We start from the raw sequence: 15,591 nt of genomic DNA on the forward strand, positions 1-15,591 counted from the left end.
GGCTCATGTCCACAACATCCCGTTCCCGGCGCTGCGGCGTCGTCACCCTCGCCGGATTCGCTGCGCTGTCCCTGGCGGCATGCGGATCATCGAGCACCCCGTCGGCCGGCTCGACCGCCGCGGGCAGCTCATCGCCGTCGTCCACCAGTCCGGCGCCCCAAGGTCCGGGCGGCAAAGACCGGCTGTCGGGTCTGGTCAACTCGGTCTCGGGCGGCACCGTGTCGATCACCGGGAAAGACGGACCGGGGACCGTGGACATCACGCCCTCGACCCGCATCACGCAGCTCGGCCCCGGTCAGCTGACCGACGTCACGGCCGGCGAGTGCGTCGCGGTCCGCCCGGTCAAGGGCGCCGACACCGGTTCCGCGGTCACCGCCGCCAACGTCCTCGTCGGCCAAGGCGGCAACGCACAATGTGGTCAGAAGGGCGGCAAGCGCGAGCACGGGATCAACGGCACGGTCGCGTCGGTGAACGGCAGCACGATCATGGTCACCGACGCCGACAACGCGCAGGTCACCGTCACGGTGACGCCCGATACCCGCTACACCAAGAGTGCCGCCGCGGACGCGAAGGTGATCGCGGCCGGGATGTGTCTGGGCGCGCGCGGCACCAAGGACGGCAACGGCGCCCTCCAGGCGACATTCGCGATGGTGCGGCCGGCCGTGAACGGGGCGTGTGGCGGCGGGCACCGCTGACGGTCACTCCGGCGGCGCGAAGAACTCCAGGGCGATGCCGTCGGGGTCGCGGAAGCTCAGGCCGGAGCCGTAGGGCGCGTCGACCACGCCGCCGTGGGTGATGCCCAGCGCCTCGAGTTTGGCGGCCCAGTCGACGAGCTCGCCCCGGGAGGCGCAGCCGAAGCCGACGTGGTCGAGGCCGGCCCGGAACTCGCTGAACTGGCCCGGTTCGATGGCGCGGTCGTGCTGATGGATGCCGAACAACGTGCCGCCGGGCAGTGCCCACACCAGGTGTCGGTAGCCGGCGTCGGTGTGTTCGTCGAGCACCGGATCCTCGCCGATCAGGTTGCGGTACCAGGGGCCGCTGACCGCCATGTCGCTGACGGTGACCGCGACATGGTTAAGGGCCGCAAATGCCATGAGATGCCTCCTGATCGTGAATGTTGTTTCATACCACTGGTTTTCCGCGCCGGGCGCGCGACCGCATGTCCCACAGGTACAGCCGGTAGCCCAGCAGCCAGACGTCGCGCGGGATCACCCGGTCGGCCAGCCGCACCGCCGTCAGCAGCCGGTCGAACCAGCGCTGCTGGGTGGGTGTCCACGCCAGCTTCATGTGGGTGCGGAACTCGGCGGGCAGGAAGCCCGTCGTCGCGAACAGGTTGAAGGGACCGGCCAGCTGCCGCAGTGGGGTGGGCAGGAACGCCAGGGCCGCCACGCCGTGCAGGTGTTGGCGGACGGGCTCGTCGATCTGCAGCTCGTCGAGCGTGCGTTTCCAGTACTCGTCGAAGGCGACGCGGTCGGCCGGCCACATGCCCTCGCGCACCTGCAGCGTGGTGCCGAGGGTGCGGGCGTCCTGATAGATGGCGTCCGCGGCCGCGGCCGCGGGGCTCAGCGGGCCGTAGAGGAACTCGTGCTGGTCGATGTAATAGCGGTAGAGGCACGACGCCACCCACAGCTGCAGCTTCGGATCGAACGCGGTGTATTTCACGGGGCTCGACGCCGTCGACCGCACCAGCGCGTGCACCCGGTCGACTTCGCGGCGGATCAGCGCGCGGTCGTCGTCGGTGCCGTACACCGCGGCCGCGAGATAGGTGCCGGTGGTGCGGGCGCGTTTGAACGGGTGCTTGTAGACGTTGCCGCTGTCGACGGGACTCTCCAGCACGCCGTAACCCACGCCGGGCAGGGCCAGTTGCATGATGACGTTGGCCGCCGGCGCCAGTGCCGCCGCGGGGTTGATGAGGTCGACAACCCGCTTCGGATGCCGAGGTGGACCGAGCCGCATGGTGCCGAGTAAACACCCTGTGAGACGCTGCCCGGCGTGTTTGACAGAAGCGCCCCGCGGGCGGCCGGTCTGGCGCTCGGCTACCTGGCCGACGTGTGCTGGGCCGACCCCCGCCGCGGCCATCCGGTAGCGCTGTTCGGGACGACGGCCGCCGCCCTGGAACGGCGTACATACAGCGACAACCGACTGGCGGGGGCCGCCCACACCGCGGCGCTGCTGGTCGGGCTGGGCGCACTGGGTCTGGGCCTGGAACGCGTCGCGCGGGGTCCGGTGGCGAAGACGCTGGTGACCGCCGCGGCGACCTACACCGTGCTGGGCGGGACGTCGCTGGCCCGGACCGGCGCCGACATGGCGGCGCGGCTCGAGCGCGGTGACGTGGCTGCGGCGCGCGAGCTACTGCCGTCTCTGTGCGGGCGTGATCCGTCGGCGCTCGACGCCGACGGGCTGGCCCGGGCCGCGCTGGAGTCGGTCGCGGAGAACACCTCCGACGCGCAGGTGGCACCTATCCTGTGGGGTGCGGTCGCCGGGGTGCCGGGCCTGCTGGTGTACCGCGGCGCCAACACCCTCGATGCCATGATCGGCCACCTCAACTCGCGCTACACCCGGTTCGGTTGGGCGGCAGCCCGATTCGACGATGTCCTCAACTACCTGCCGGCCCGCGTGACGGGGCTGTGCGTCATGGCGGCGTCGCGCCGGCCCGCCGCGGCGTGGCGGGCGTGGCGCGCCGACGCGCACAAGCACCCGAGCCCCAATGCCGGGGTGGCGGAAGCGTCCTTCGCCGGCGCACTGGGCGTGCGGCTCGGGGGAGCGACGCAGTACGCGCACCGGCTGGAGATGCGGCCGACCCTCGGTGCCGGGCCCGCGCCGGTGCCCGCCGATCTGCGTCACGCGGTACGGCTGACCCGCCGGGTACAGGCGCTGGCGACGGTCGTGGCCGTCGGGCTCAGCGGCGCCGGCCGTAGCGGTCGGCGAGCTTCTGCTCGGTCTTCTCCTCGGCGGTGAGTGGCGTGGCCGGTTCCTCGGGGTCGGGCCCGCCGGAAGTGTCGGTGGCCGAGCCGGATTGGGCCTTCTCCAGCCGGCGCTGCCGGATTTCGGCCATCACGAAGTAGCCGAGCCCGATGGGTGCGACGATGCCGAACGCGATCCACTGGATGCCGTACGACAGGAACGGGCCGGCATCCAGATGGGGGAGCGCGATGACCCCGAGACCGCCCGGCTGGCCGTCGACGAGCTGCAGGTACTCCGCCGTCAGCGGCACCCCGGTCAGCTGCGAGATCTGCGTCGGGGCGATCGAATAGACCTGCTGGATGCCGTCCTGCTTGAACGGTTCCTTGCCCGACATGACCGGCTCGGCGTCGCGTAGGCGCCCGGTGATCGTGACCGTGCCCGTCGGCGGCGCGGCGAACGGCGGCACGCCCGGCCCGTCGCCCTGCTTGACGTAGCCGCGGTTCACCAGCACGGTCGGGCCACCGTCGACCGCGAACGGGGTCAGCACTTCGTACGACGGGTCGCCGTCGTCGGTCCGCAGCCGGACCAGCACCTGCGCCTCGGGGCGGTAGTGGCCCGTCGCCGTGAGCCGTCGCCACTGCGCGTCCGGGGCCGACGAATCCTGGTGCGGCAGGACCGAGATCAGGGGCGCGGGTTCGGTGTTCAGCGACGACGCGATCTGGTTGTTCTCCCGCGAGGTGCGGGTGTTCTTGCCCAGCTGCCACGGCGCGAGAACCGTGAAGCACAGGTAGGCGAACGCGATCACCACGACGAACAGCGCCAGCCACTGCGGCCGGAGCAGGAACCCGAGCCGGCGCATCAGTCGCCTCGCTCCGCCAGCTGCTTGTCGACCCAGTCGTGCAGGCCCGGCAGCGCGGCCTCGATGACCGCGAAGGTCTCCTCGAAATCGTCGATGCCGCCGTAGTACGGGTCTTCGACGTCCAGGGCGTGGGCGCCCGAACGCGGGTCGAACGAGCGCATCATCCGGACCCGGTCCGGGTCGGCGCCCAGGTCGCTCAGGATGCGGGTGTGGTTGCGGCCCATGGGAACGATCATGTCGGCGGCGAGATGGTCGTCGTCGATCGCCGCGGCGGCGTGCGCGGTGGGGTAGCCGTGCGCGCGCAGCACCCGCTCGGCGCGGCTGTCGGCCGGGTCACCCGCGTGCCAGCCGCCGGTGCCGGCGCTGGTCACCCGGACCAGGTCGGCCAGCCCGCGCTCGTTGATCTGGTGGGCGAACATCTTCTCGGCCATCGGCGACCGGCAGATGTTGCCCGAACAGATGAACGTCACGTGCACGGGGTCAGACACCCAGCACCTCCCGTAGCTCGGCGACGGTGGCGACCCGCCGGACCGTCGAATCGTCGGCGAAATCGGTTGCGCCGTAACCCCAGTCGACGACGACGGTGTCGATGCCGTGGTGCGCGGCGCCATGCACGTCGTGCGACCGGTCGCCGACCATCAGCACCTGTTCGGGTACCGGGGCCAGCTGGGCGAGGGCATGGGCGACGACATCGGCCTTGGCTGACCGGGTGCCGTCCACGCTGGCGCCGGCGACGACCTCGAAGTGCTCGTGGATACCGAAGTGCTCGACGATGCGCCGGGCGGTCGGTTCGGCCTTCGACGTCGCGACGGCCAGGCGCACTCCCGCGGCCCGCAGGTCCGCCAGGAGATCCTCGATGCCGTCGAACATGCGGTTCATGGACCAGCCGCGGGTGGTGTAGTCGGCGCGGTAGGCGGCGATGGCGTCGGCGGCCTTCTCGCCGAGGCCCAGCGAGCCCAGCGTCACGTGCATCGGCGGGCCGACGATCCGTTCCACGAGGTCACCGTCGGGGATGTCGGCGCCGACAGCGCCGAGCGCATGACGGAAGCTGGCGACGATGCCCTCGGCGGAGTCGGTCAGCGTCCCGTCGAGGTCGAATAGCACCAACTGCGGGGTCACGGTGTCATTGTCCCTGATGTGTCTGGCCGCCTGCGCCGCGCATTAGGGTCTACCTGTGGAACTCGGGGCGCGCTATCACGGCGATCAGGCGGTGGCGCCCGGCATGCTCGACTTCGCGGTGAACGTCCGCGGCGCCGGTCCGCCGCAGTGGCTGGCCGACCGCCTCGCGGCCCGGCTGGCCGAACTGGGCAGTTATCCGGCCTCCGCCGACGTGGCTGCAGCCCAAGCGGCCGTGGCGGCCCGGCACGGCCGTGACCTCGACGAAGTGGCGCTGCTGGCGGGCGGCGCCGAGGGTTTTGCGCTGCTCCCGTTGCTGCAGCCCAGCCTGGCGGCGCTCATCGCGCCGTCGTTCACCGAGCCGCAAGCCGTCTTCGACGCCGCCGGCGTGCCCGTCGCGCACGTGGTGCTGGACGCGCCGTTCCGGCTGTCCGGCGCGGCGGTGCCGGCGGACGCGGACCTCGTGGTTGTGGGCAATCCCACCAATCCGACCGGCGTCCTGCACCGCCGCGACGAGATTCTGGCGCTGCGGGCACCCGGTCGCATCGTCGTCGTCGACGAGGCCTTCGCCGACGCGGTGCCCGGTGAACCGGAGTCGCTGGCCGGGCGGTCGCTGCCCGACGTCGTGGTGCTGCGCAGCCTGACCAAGACGTGGTCGCTGGCCGGGCTGCGGGTCGGCTACGCGCTGGGCGCGCCCGAGGTGCTGGCGCGGCTGACGGCGCAGCGGCCGCACTGGCCGCTGGGCACGCTGCAGTTGGAGGCGTTGACGGGGTGCAGCACGCCGGCCGCGGTCGCCGAGGCCGAGGCCGGGGCGCGCCGGTTGGCCGACCTGCGGGCCGAGATGGCGGCGGGTCTGACGGCGGCGGGTTTCGCGGTGGCCGACGGTGCCGCACCCTTCGTGTTGTTCTCGGTGCCGGACGCCGAGCTGGCCCGGAAGCACCTGGCGGAGAAGGGGATTGCGGTGCGCCGCTGCGACACGTTCGTCGGCCTGCCCGGCGGCTACCTGCGCGCCGCGGTCCGCCCGGAATGGCCGGTCCTCGTCGAAGCCCTACAGGAGGTGCCCTGGTGAGTGTGCCGCTGCGTGACGTCATCGCCGCGCTGGACCGCGCCTACCCGCCGGCGCTCGCGCACAGCTGGGACTCCGTGGGCCTGGTGTGCGGTGACCCGTCCGAGGCCGTGGAGTCGGTGACCGTCGCGGTCGACGCCACCGCGGCCGTCGCCGCGTCGGTGCCCGAGGGCGGACTGCTGCTGGCGCACCATCCGCTGCTGCTGCGCGGCGTCGACACCGTGGCCGCCGACACCGGCAAGGGCGCCCTGATCCACTCGCTGATCCGCCGCGGCGCGGCGCTGTTCAGCGCGCACACCAATGCCGATGCGGCCGCGCCCGGGGTGTCGGACGCCCTCGCCGAGGCACTGGGCCTGCAGGTCGAGGGTGTGCTCGACCCCGCCGAGGCGCGCGCTGACCTGGACAAATGGGTCGTGTTCGTGCCGCACGTGAACGCCGACGCGGTGCGGGACGCGATGTTCGCCGCCGGTGGCGGCCAGATCGGCGACTACTCGCACTGCAGCTGGGCGACCATGGGCGTAGGCCAGTTCCTGCCGCACGAGGGCGCGACACCGACCATCGGCATGGTCGGCGCCATCGAGCAGGTCGCCGAGGACCGCGTCGAGGTGATCGCGCCGTCCCGGCTGCGGCGGGCGGTGCTGACGGCGATGCGCGCGGCGCACCCCTATGAGGAACCGGCGTTCGACGTGCTCACGCTGGCGCCGCTGCCGTCGGACGTCGGGATCGGGCGCATCTGCTCGTTGCCGGAGCCGGAACCGTTGTCGGCCTTCGCGTCCCGCGTCGCGCGCGGCCTGCCCACCACATCGTGGGGGGTACGGGCAGCGGGCGATCCGGACGCCCTGGTGTCACGCGTCGCGGTCTGCGGGGGCGCCGGCGACTCGCTGCTGGGCGCGGTGACGAGGTCGGGAGTCGATGTCTACGTGACGTCCGATCTGCGCCATCATCCCGCCGACGAGCACCGCCGCGCATCGGACGTGGCGCTGGTCGATGTAGCGCATTGGGCGAGTGAATTTCCGTGGTGCGAGCAGGCCGCCGGGGTCTTGCGTGCACAATTCGGTGATGCGTTGCCGGTGCGGGTCAGCCAGATCCGTACCGACCCCTGGAACGTCGAGATAACCTGCTGAGAGACGTGAAGATGAAAGCTGAAGTGTCGCAACAACGTTTGTTGCTCGAGGTGGCCGAAGTGGACGCCGCGCTGACCCGCCTGACGCACCGGTCGACGCACCTGGTCGAGCAGCAGCGCTTCGACGCCGTGCAGGCAGAGCACCGCGAGGCCAACGATCGGTTGGCGGCGCTGAGCATCGCTGTCGAGGATTTGGACGCGCAGATCGCCAAGTTCGAGTCCGAGATCGACGCCGTGCGTCAGCGTGAGGCCCGTGACCAGAAGCTGATGGACAGTGGTTCGGTCGGCGCCAAGCAGGTGGCCGAACTGCAGCACGAGCTCGAGACGCTGCAGCGCCGGCAGGCCGCTCTCGAGGAGCAGCAGCTGGAGATCATGGAGCGTCGGGAAGAGCTGCAGGGTGAGCGGAACGAGGAACTGGCCCTGATCGACGCGTTGCAGGGGGATCTGACCTCGGCGCAGGTCGAGCGCGACCAGGCGCTGGTGTCCATCGACGAGTCGCGCAAGGTCGCTGCCGACCGGCGCAAAGCGCTGCTGGACTCGGTGTCCCCGGAACTTGCCGAGATGTACGAGAAACAGCGCAAGCTGGGCGGCCCCGGCGCGGGGCTGCTCCAGGGCAGCCGCTGCGGCGCCTGCCGCATCGACCTGGATCGTGGTGAGCTGTCCCGGGTTTCGGCGGCCGCCCCCGACGACGTGCTGCGCTGCCCCGAGTGCGGGGCGATCCTGGTGCGGGTCAAGGACTTCCGTGCGGGAGAAACCGGTCTGTGAGAGTTCTGGTCGAGGCCGACGGTGGGTCGCGCGGCAACCCGGGACCCGCAGGCTATGGCGCCGTGGTGTTTTCCGCCGACCGGGCCGAGGTGCTCGCCGAGAGCAGCGCCTCCATCGGCGTGGCGACCAACAACGTCGCCGAGTACCGAGGTCTGATCGCGGGGCTGGAGGCCGCGGCCGCACTGGACGCCGACGACGTTGCGGTGTCGATGGATTCGAAGCTCGTGGTCGAGCAGATGTCGGGCCGCTGGCAGGTCAAGCACCCGGACCTGATCCCGTTGAACCGCGAGGCGGTGGCGCTGGCCCGGCGGTTCGGGCGGGTGAGCTACACGTGGATTCCGCGGGCGCAGAACGCGCACGCCGACCGGTTGGCCAACGAGGCCATGGACGCCGCGGCGTCGGCGCCGGTGGCGGCCCCGGTGCCTGTGGTGGTTCCGGAGCCGAAAGCCACTGCGGCACAACCGGCGGCCCCCGGGTGGACCGGTGCCGTCGGGGCGCCGACGCGGTTCCTGCTGCTGCGCCACGGGCAGACCGAGCTGTCGGTGCACCGCCGCTACTCGGGTCGGGGCAACCCTCCGCTCACCGATTTGGGGCGCGAGCAGGCCGCGGCGGCCGCGGCGTATGTCGCTGGTATCGAGGGCATCTCGGCCGTGATCAGCTCTCCGTTGCAGCGGGCGCTGGACACCGCGAAGGCGGCGGCGAGTGCGCTCGACCTTGATGTCACCGTCGACGACGACCTGATCGAGACCGACTTCGGTGCCTGGGAAGGCCTGACCTTCCGCGAAGCGGCCGAACGGGATCCGGAATTGCACCGCAGCTGGCTGGGGGACACCAGCGTCGCGCCGCCGGATGGGGAGAGCTTCGATACGGTGACGCACCGGATTCGCCGCGCCCGCAACCGGATCATTGCCGAGCACGGCGCGACGACGGTACTCGTGGTCTCGCATGTCACGCCGATCAAGACGATCCTGCGGCAGGCGCTCGATGCGGGGCCCGGCATCCTGTACCGCCTGCACCTGGATCTGGCGTCGCTGAGCATCGCGGAGTTCTTCGGCGACGGCGGTTCCGCGGTCCGGTTGGTCAATCAGACCGCTTATCTCTAAGCCGGTCTGTAGCTCCGGCGGTTTGCTGACTCACAGATTTGTCGTGTCAGGACAGAGCAGAGCGGGCGACGCTGGTTTTTTCGTCGGTTGCGGACATAGGTCGAAAGCTGTCGCCCACGCAGAATCTGCGTAGCAACATTTCAAACGGTTGTTGAACGCGCATCGGTCGCAGCTGGGCAGAGCTGCCGCGGGTCCGACCCGTCTGGCCGCGCACACCGCGGAACATGTTGGCACCAGTCCCGTTTTCGACCTCGAGGCAGGGGAGTGAATGGCCACGCTCATCGCCGGGCACGCTGCGACGACGACGGGAGCGGACCGCCTGCACTCGCTAGGCCGCAATCTTCGCGATCCCGGCGCATACCACGAGCTGGACCGGCAACTCGACCGCTTCCGCCGCCGCCTCGAACGCCAGCGCAGTGCCGGCACCGCGACCGAAGACGTGTTGGCCGGCGTCCAGCGGCTCCGTCGTGAGCTGAGCCGTCGCGCGGTGGCCCATGGTGCCGGGCGCGTGACCGCCATTCGCCACGCCGTCGATTCGTTGCGCGGCACCTCGTCGCGGGAGACCATCAAGGCCGCCATGACACTGCTGTGCCGGGACTTCGGATTCAGCCGCGTCATGGTCTCCACGGTCCGCGAGCACGATTGGCTGCCGCGGCATCTGCATGGCCGCGGTGCGACATCGCTGTCCTTCCATGGGTTCTCGGTGGGCGTGCCCGTCCGGTTCGAGGAAACCGAGGCAGAGGCCGCCCTGATCCGCGGGCGACACGGCGTCGTCGTGTCCCGCCCGACCGCGTCGGCCCGGCTGGACTACCTCGCGGCACCGATCACCGTCGGCGGCGCGGTGATCGGGATGCTGCACGCCGATTTCCCCGAAGCCCCCGGCACCACGGTCATGGATCAGTTCGATCTGCTCGAGGCATTCGCCGAATGCCTGGCCGTGGTGTACGAGCGGGCCGTTCTGGCAGAGAAGGTCTCGCAGCAGCGCGTCGAGGTCGACAAACTCTGCGCCACAATGGATCACCTCATGACGCGGCCCGCACCGGGTGGCGCTGTCGTGTCGGATGCAGGCGAGTGCGAGCCGGATGTCCAGCCGACGAGCGCGCCCGTCGTCGCGGCCGAGCTGACCCCGCGTGAGCGGGAGGTCATGTCCTACGTGGCGACCGGAGCCACCAATCGCGACATCGCGCGCTGTCTGGAGATCTCCGAGGGCACCGTCAAATCCCATCTCAAGCGCATCGCCGAGAAATTCGGCACCACCAACCGCGCGGCCGCCCTCGCGATGTATCTGGCCATGGATGCCGGCGTGGGGAGCGGACGGTCGCGATGACGCGCCGTGCGATGGTGACCAGGCTCAACCAGATCGACGGACACCTGCGCAGCGTGCTCAACCTGCCGAGACCGGCCGATCGCGATCAGCTGATCGGACAGGTCGTCACCAACCTGAACACCGTGCTCGGCACCTTCGGCGGCAAGAGCGACAAGCTCGACAAGGCCGTGGTGTCACTGTCGGAGCTGGTCGACCGGCTGGCACAACGCAAGACCGACATCTCGCAGGCCGTGGCCTACACCGACGCGGCGGCCAACTCGATCGCCGGCCTGCTGACCGAGGCCCGGCCGCCACTGGCCAAGACCGTCCACGAAGTTGACCGGACCGCCGGAATCGTGCTGGCCGACCACGACTACTTCGACAACTTCATCAACACCCTGCCCGACAAGTACAAAGCCCTGACGCGCCAGGGGATTTACGGCGACTTCTTCAGCTTCTACTTGTGCGACGCGGTACTCAAACTCAACGGCAAAGGGGGACAACCGGTTTACGTGAAGGTGGCCGGACAGAGCACGGGACGGTGCACGCCGAGATGAAACCTTTTGCCGAGCGAAGTCATTTCGCCCTGGGCGCGATCGGGATCAGCGCCGTGGTGGTGATCGCCACCGTCGCGCTGCTGTTCCAGAAGATCCCGTTCGTCAGCGGCACCACCACGTACTCCGGGTACTTCGAAGACGCCAGCGGCCTGCACACCGGTGCGCCCGTAGACATCTCGGGGTTTCCGGCCGGTCGGGTCGCCAGCATCGACCTCGACGGTCCGCGCGTGCTGATCAAGTTCACCGTCGACGACAACGTGCATCTCGGCGAGCGCACCGAGGCCGCCATCAAGACCAAGGGGCTGCTGGGCAGCAAGATGCTGGAAGTCGTCCCCAAGGGCGACGGCGACCTCAAGGGCACCATCCCGCTCGAGCGGACCGTGTCCGCATACCAGCTGCCGGACGCCCTCGGTGACGTCACCAACGCGATCAGCGGCCTGGACACCCATCAGCTGTCGGACTCGCTGGCCACGGTCTCGGAGGCGTTCGCGAACACCGCCCCGGATCTGCGGGACGCGGTGAACGGCATCGCGCGGTTCTCCAAGACGCTGAACGATCGTGACGCGCAACTGCGCGGCCTCCTGGACAACGCCGCCAAGGCGACGACGGTGCTGGCCAAGCGCAGCGATCAGGTGGTCAGCCTGGTGAAGAACACCAATGCGCTTCTCGTGCAACTGCGTTCGCAGAGCGCCGCGGTGAGCCGGCTGTGGAACAGCCTGTCGGCGGTCTCCCAGCAGTTGAAGGGACTGATCGCGGAGAACAAGACGCAGCTGCGGCCGGCGCTGGACAAGCTCAACGGCGTCGTCACGATGCTCGACAACCGCAAGGAACGGCTGCAGGAGGCCGTCAAGCGACTCAGCCAGTACGCCATGGCACTGGGTGATGCGGTCGGTTCGGGCCCGTTCTTCAAGGCGCACATCGTGAACCTGTTGCCGGGCCAGTTCGTGCAGCCGTTCGTCGATGCCGCGTTCTCGGACCTCGGGGTGGACCCGAACACGAAACTGCCGTCGCAGCTTCAGGATCCGCAGGTCGGCCAGCCGGGCACCCCGCCGTTGCCGGTGCCGTTCCCGCGGACCGGCCAGGCCGGCGACCCACGCATGACCATCCCGGACGCGATCACCGGCAAGCCCGGCGACACCGCGTGTGGCCCGCCCGGAATCCCGCTGCCCGGGCCCGGCTGCTACCCGGCTCGGGAAACGCAACCGGCGCCGCCGCCCGGTGGGCCGCCGCCCGGACCGCCGGCGCTCGCACCCGGCCAGACCGCCATGCCCGAACCACCGAAAACCCCGCCACTGCATGTGTCGGACCCCGTTGAAGTACCCACACCGACGCCAGGAGGACAGTGATGAGCAAGCTGTCCACGCGTCTGCTCGCGGTGGCAGCCGCACTGGCCCTTGTCGTGGGCGGTGGCTATTTCGCCGTGACGGCGTTCCAGCGGGCGTCACGCATCCCACGGTGCCGTTCCCGAGCGACACCATCGAGAAGTGGCAGCGCGGCGACTACGCGAACCTCACCGCGATCGTCGACCTCACCCTCAGCCGCATCGATCAGGCGTTCTTCACCGGTACCCGCTGGGAGTGCGACCTGACCGAGCTGGAACTGCAGTGGGGCCGCACCATCGGCCAGTTCCCCAGTCCGTGCACCGCCGGCGGGCCGAACAACCCGGGTAATCCGCTGACCATTCCGTACCGCTGGGATCAGGGGCCGTAAATGCATCTCGACAAACGCGTGAGAATTCAGCTCGCGATCTTCGCCCTCGTCGCCCTGGTCGCGGTGACGATGATGAGCCTGATCTATATGCAGTTGCCCGCCAAGCTTTTCGGCATCGGGCGCTACGTGGTCAAGATGGAGTTGCCCGAGACCGGCGGCCTCTACGCCACCGGCAACGTCACCTACCGCGGCACGGTGGTGGGCCGGGTGCAGTCTGTCGGGCTCACGCCCACCGGGGTGCAGGCCGAGCTGTCGCTCAATTCGGGCACCGACATTCCGTCCGACGTGCAGGCCGACGTGCACAGCCAGATGGCGATCGGTGAGCAGTTCGTGTCGTTGACGCCCCGGGGTACCGGCTCGCGACCACTGAAGGACGGCGACGTGATCCCGCTGGCGCACACCTCGGTGCCGCCCGACATCAACACCGTCATCGACTCGCTGACCAAGGGGCTGCAAGCGGTGCCCAAGGACAACCTGAAGACGGTCATCGACGAATCCGCCACGGCTGTGGGCGGTTTGGGGCCGGAGCTCTCCCACATCGTGAAGGGCGGCAGCCAGCTGGCCATCGACGCGCGCGCCAACCTCGACCCGCTGCTGAGCCTGATCGATCAGGTCAAACCCGTGCTCGACTCGCAGAACAACACCTCGGGTGCCATCCAGGCGTGGGCGGCGAACCTCGCCACGGTGACCGGTGAGCTGCAGGCACAGGACAAGGCCGTGGGCACCCTGCTCGACAAGGGCGGACCGGCATTCGGCGAGATGGGGCAGTTGTTCAACCGGCTGCGTCCGACACTGCCGATCCTGTTGCAGAACCTGGTGTCCATCAACAAGGTGGCGATCACCTACCAGCCGAACCTCGAACAACTTCTGGTGCTGCTGCCGCGCACAACCGAAGCGGCGCAAGGCGTCACGTTGGCCAACCGCGACACCAAGCAGGCCTACAAGGGCGCGTATCTGAGCTTCAATCTGAACCTCAACCTGCCGCCGCCATGCACCACCGGGTATCTGCCGGCGCAGCAGATGCGCAACCCGGCCTTGGAGGACTACCCCGAGCTGCCGGCCGGTGAGCTGTACTGCCGGACCCCGCAGGACGGCATGTTCAACGTGCGCTGTGCCAAGAACCTGCCGTGCGAGACGGTGCCCGGCAAGCGCGCCGCGACCGTCAAGCAATGCGAGAGCAACGAGCCGTACGTGCCCCTCAACGACGGCTACAACTGGAAGGGCGATCCCAACGCCACCTGGACCGGGCAGGACGTGCCACAACTGCGGCCGGGCGCGGCCCCGCCTCCGGGCGCGCCGCCACCGCCACCGCCACCGGTCGCCGTGGCCGAGTACGACCCGGCCAGTGGGTCGTATGTCGGCCCGGACGGAAAGACCTATACCCAAGCCGATCTGGCCCACACGGCTCCGAAGGAGAAGACATGGCAGAGCATGATGACGCCGCAGCCGGGGAGCTGACCGACGGCGGTGGGGTCGCCGTCCTCGACCCCGAGATCGATGACATCGACGAGACGGATGCCGATGACGCCGGTGACACGGACGGTGCCGATGAGCGCGTCGACGAGCCCGCGAAGCCGAAGCGGGTGCGCCGGCTCGCGGCGGTGCTCGGGCTGGTCCTGGTGGTCGCGCTGAGCACGCTGGTCGGCTGGCTGGTGGTCCGCACGCACCGCGCGACCGACGTCGACGAGCGGCAGAGCCAGATCGTGCAGGCCGCCCGGCAGGGCGCCCTGAACCTGACGACCATCGACTGGCAGCGCGCCGACGCCGACGTCCAGCGCATCCTCGACAGCGCGACCGGCGAGTTCTACGACGACTTCGCCAAGCGCTCAGCACCTTTCATCAATGTCGTCAAGGAGGCGAAGTCGACGTCCACCGGGTCGATCACCGAGGCCGGGCTGGAATCGGAGTCTGGCGACTCGGCTCAGGTGCTGGTCGCGGTGGCCGTCAAGACCTCCAATGTCGGTGCGCCGGAACAACAACCACGCGAGTGGCGGATGCGCCTCGCGGTGCAGAAAGTCGGTGATGTGATGAAGGTGTCGAACGTGGAGTTTGTGCCGTGAAACTGATCAAGACCAGCGGCGGCGAGGCCGCAGCCGAAAAATCTTTCGAGGCAACGGCATCGGTGGATGAGCTCGCCGCCGATGAGGGTGAAGGTGCGGCCGAGTCCGATGCCGCAGAGACCACCGACGCGGCGCCTGCCGCCGGGCGGCGCCGCGTCGCGTGGGCGAACGTGGCGGTCTACGGACTGCTGCCCGCCGTCGTCCTCGCGCTCGGTGGCGCGGCCGGCTACCTGCAGTGGAAAGACGTGTCGCTGAGCCGATCCGACACGGCCAAAAAGGAATCCACGAAGGCCGCCACCGACGGCACGGTCGCGCTGCTGTCCTACAAGCCCGAGACGGTCGACAAGGATCTGGAGGCCGCCAAGAAGTACATGACCGGCAACTTCCTGAACTCCTACACCTCGCTCACCCGCGACGTGGTGATCCCCGGGTCCAAGCAGAAGAAGATCTCGGCCGTCGCCACCGTACCCGCAGCCGCCTGGACGAAGGCGACGCCGAACCATGCGGTCGTGATGCTGTTCGTGGATCAGACGATGATCATCGGCGACAGCGCCCCGACGAGTACCGCGTCGAGCGTGCGTGTGACGCTCGACAAGGTCGATAACCGTTGGCTCATATCGCAATTCGATCCGATGTGAGCGCCATGATTCGACGCTGGACCTGTGGGCTGCTCGCGGCGGCGACGCTGGCCGTCCCGGCGGTATCCGCGCCGTCGGCTCATGCCGATGCGACGGCGTATCTGATCGGTGTGACCGTGCGACCGGGCTACAACTTTCCCAATGCCGATGCGGCACTGGGCTATGGCTACGGCATCTGCGACAAGGTGGCGGCCGGCCGACCGTTCGCCGAGGTGATGGGCGACGTACGAGGCGATTTCGGCACCGACGACGACTATCAGGCGTCCTACCTCGTCTCACAGGCCGTCAACGAACTGTGCCCCGCGCAGATCTGGCAGCTGCGCAACTCCGCGGCGCACTACCAGTCACCGCCCGGTGTTCACCCCTGATGCAAAGGAATTCACG

17 protein-coding genes and 2 pseudogenes are annotated in these 15,591 nt (G+C 69.5%); 14 read left to right on the forward strand and 5 right to left on the reverse strand.

Annotation, left to right across the window (positions count from 1 at the left end; genetic code table 11):
* The first annotated feature begins 5 nt into the window (after positions 1 to 5).
* Entirely contained in the window at positions 6 to 695 is a 690-nt protein-coding gene (locus tag ACZ5IQ_RS09635; protein WP_061005433.1) for a DUF5666 domain-containing protein, read from the forward strand.
* 3 nt (positions 696 to 698) lie between these two features.
* Here ACZ5IQ_RS09635 and ACZ5IQ_RS09640 read toward each other — a convergent pair whose 3' ends face one another.
* Positions 699 to 1,094 (reverse strand): VOC family protein, encoded by a 396-nt coding sequence (locus ACZ5IQ_RS09640; protein ID WP_061005432.1) that lies wholly within the window; start codon positions 1,092 to 1,094, stop codon positions 699 to 701.
* Positions 1,095 to 1,122: 28 nt separating this feature from the next.
* Entirely contained in the window at positions 1,123 to 1,956 is an 834-nt protein-coding gene (locus tag ACZ5IQ_RS09645) for an oxygenase MpaB family protein (RefSeq protein WP_061005429.1), read from the reverse strand.
* A 36-nt stretch (positions 1,957 to 1,992) separates the two neighbouring features.
* On the opposite strand from ACZ5IQ_RS09645, the gene ACZ5IQ_RS09650 reads away from it, so the two are divergent.
* Positions 1,993 to 2,958: a cobalamin biosynthesis protein gene (locus tag ACZ5IQ_RS09650; RefSeq protein WP_464481166.1), complete on the forward strand. Its 966-nt coding sequence runs from the start codon at positions 1,993 to 1,995 to the stop codon at positions 2,956 to 2,958.
* Here ACZ5IQ_RS09650 and ACZ5IQ_RS09655 read toward each other — a convergent pair.
* Genes ACZ5IQ_RS09655 through ACZ5IQ_RS09665 form a run of 3 tightly spaced genes read right to left on the reverse strand, consistent with a single transcriptional unit; the run spans position 2,900 to position 4,882 of the window.
* Positions 2,900 to 3,763 carry an SURF1 family cytochrome oxidase biogenesis protein gene (locus tag ACZ5IQ_RS09655; RefSeq protein ID WP_464481167.1) on the reverse strand — a complete coding sequence of 288 codons (864 nt, stop codon included), beginning with the start codon at positions 3,761 to 3,763 and terminating at the stop codon, positions 2,900 to 2,902. The genes ACZ5IQ_RS09650 and ACZ5IQ_RS09655 overlap by 59 nt on opposite strands.
* Complete coding sequence (locus tag ACZ5IQ_RS09660; protein WP_212812139.1) at positions 3,763 to 4,251, reverse strand: low molecular weight protein-tyrosine-phosphatase; 489 nt, start codon at positions 4,249 to 4,251, stop codon at positions 3,763 to 3,765. The genes ACZ5IQ_RS09655 and ACZ5IQ_RS09660 overlap by 1 nt, the downstream gene beginning before the upstream one ends.
* Positions 4,244 to 4,882, reverse strand: a complete 639-nt coding sequence (locus ACZ5IQ_RS09665) for an HAD-IA family hydrolase (protein ID WP_212812138.1) — start codon at positions 4,880 to 4,882, stop codon at positions 4,244 to 4,246. The genes ACZ5IQ_RS09660 and ACZ5IQ_RS09665 overlap by 8 nt, the downstream gene beginning before the upstream one ends.
* A 55-nt stretch (positions 4,883 to 4,937) precedes the next feature.
* Here ACZ5IQ_RS09665 and cobC point away from each other — a divergent pair, with 55 nt between their 5' ends.
* From cobC to ACZ5IQ_RS09725, 12 genes and pseudogenes are all read left to right on the forward strand, one after another.
* Entirely contained in the window at positions 4,938 to 5,948 is a 1,011-nt protein-coding gene (cobC, locus tag ACZ5IQ_RS09670) for an Rv2231c family pyridoxal phosphate-dependent protein CobC (protein WP_212812137.1), read from the forward strand.
* A complete protein-coding gene (locus tag ACZ5IQ_RS09675; RefSeq protein ID WP_212812136.1) occupies positions 5,945 to 7,069 on the forward strand; it encodes a Nif3-like dinuclear metal center hexameric protein in 1,125 nt (374 codons plus the stop codon). The genes cobC and ACZ5IQ_RS09675 overlap by 4 nt, the downstream gene beginning before the upstream one ends.
* An 11-nt stretch (positions 7,070 to 7,080) precedes the next feature.
* Positions 7,081 to 7,833: a zinc ribbon domain-containing protein gene (locus ACZ5IQ_RS09680; RefSeq protein ID WP_138248607.1), complete on the forward strand. Its 753-nt coding sequence runs from the start codon at positions 7,081 to 7,083 to the stop codon at positions 7,831 to 7,833.
* Positions 7,830 to 8,936, forward strand: coding sequence for a bifunctional RNase H/acid phosphatase (locus tag ACZ5IQ_RS09685; RefSeq protein ID WP_133427061.1), 1,107 nt, complete (start codon positions 7,830 to 7,832; stop codon positions 8,934 to 8,936). The genes ACZ5IQ_RS09680 and ACZ5IQ_RS09685 overlap by 4 nt, the downstream gene beginning before the upstream one ends.
* Before the next feature lie 268 nt (positions 8,937 to 9,204).
* Positions 9,205 to 10,263: a LuxR C-terminal-related transcriptional regulator gene (locus ACZ5IQ_RS09690; protein WP_212812135.1), complete on the forward strand. Its 1,059-nt coding sequence runs from the start codon at positions 9,205 to 9,207 to the stop codon at positions 10,261 to 10,263.
* Between the two features lie 74 nt (positions 10,264 to 10,337).
* Positions 10,338 to 10,799: pseudogene (locus tag ACZ5IQ_RS09695) on the forward strand (MCE family protein); the annotation flags it as partial.
* Positions 10,796 to 12,145, forward strand: a complete 1,350-nt coding sequence (locus tag ACZ5IQ_RS09700) for an MCE family protein (RefSeq protein WP_212812134.1) — start codon at positions 10,796 to 10,798, stop codon at positions 12,143 to 12,145. The pseudogene ACZ5IQ_RS09695 and the gene ACZ5IQ_RS09700, both read left to right, overlap by 4 nt.
* Positions 12,146 to 12,251: 106 nt before the next feature.
* Positions 12,252 to 12,509 (forward strand): annotated as a pseudogene (locus tag ACZ5IQ_RS09705) (mammalian cell entry protein); the annotation flags it as partial.
* Positions 12,510 to 13,967 carry an MCE family protein gene (locus tag ACZ5IQ_RS09710; protein WP_212812133.1) on the forward strand — a complete coding sequence of 486 codons (1,458 nt, stop codon included), beginning with the start codon at positions 12,510 to 12,512 and terminating at the stop codon, positions 13,965 to 13,967.
* Positions 13,931 to 14,569, forward strand: a complete 639-nt coding sequence (locus tag ACZ5IQ_RS09715; protein WP_212812132.1) for a mammalian cell entry protein — start codon at positions 13,931 to 13,933, stop codon at positions 14,567 to 14,569. The genes ACZ5IQ_RS09710 and ACZ5IQ_RS09715 overlap by 37 nt, the downstream gene beginning before the upstream one ends.
* Positions 14,566 to 15,207, forward strand: coding sequence for a hypothetical protein (locus ACZ5IQ_RS09720; RefSeq protein WP_212812131.1), 642 nt, complete (start codon positions 14,566 to 14,568; stop codon positions 15,205 to 15,207). The genes ACZ5IQ_RS09715 and ACZ5IQ_RS09720 overlap by 4 nt, the downstream gene beginning before the upstream one ends.
* Before the next feature lie 5 nt (positions 15,208 to 15,212).
* Positions 15,213 to 15,575 (forward strand): DUF732 domain-containing protein, encoded by a 363-nt coding sequence (locus ACZ5IQ_RS09725; protein WP_061003089.1) that lies wholly within the window; start codon positions 15,213 to 15,215, stop codon positions 15,573 to 15,575.
* The last annotated feature ends 16 nt before the right edge of the window (positions 15,576 to 15,591 follow it).

This window comes from Mycobacterium toneyamaense, assembly GCF_055384815.1.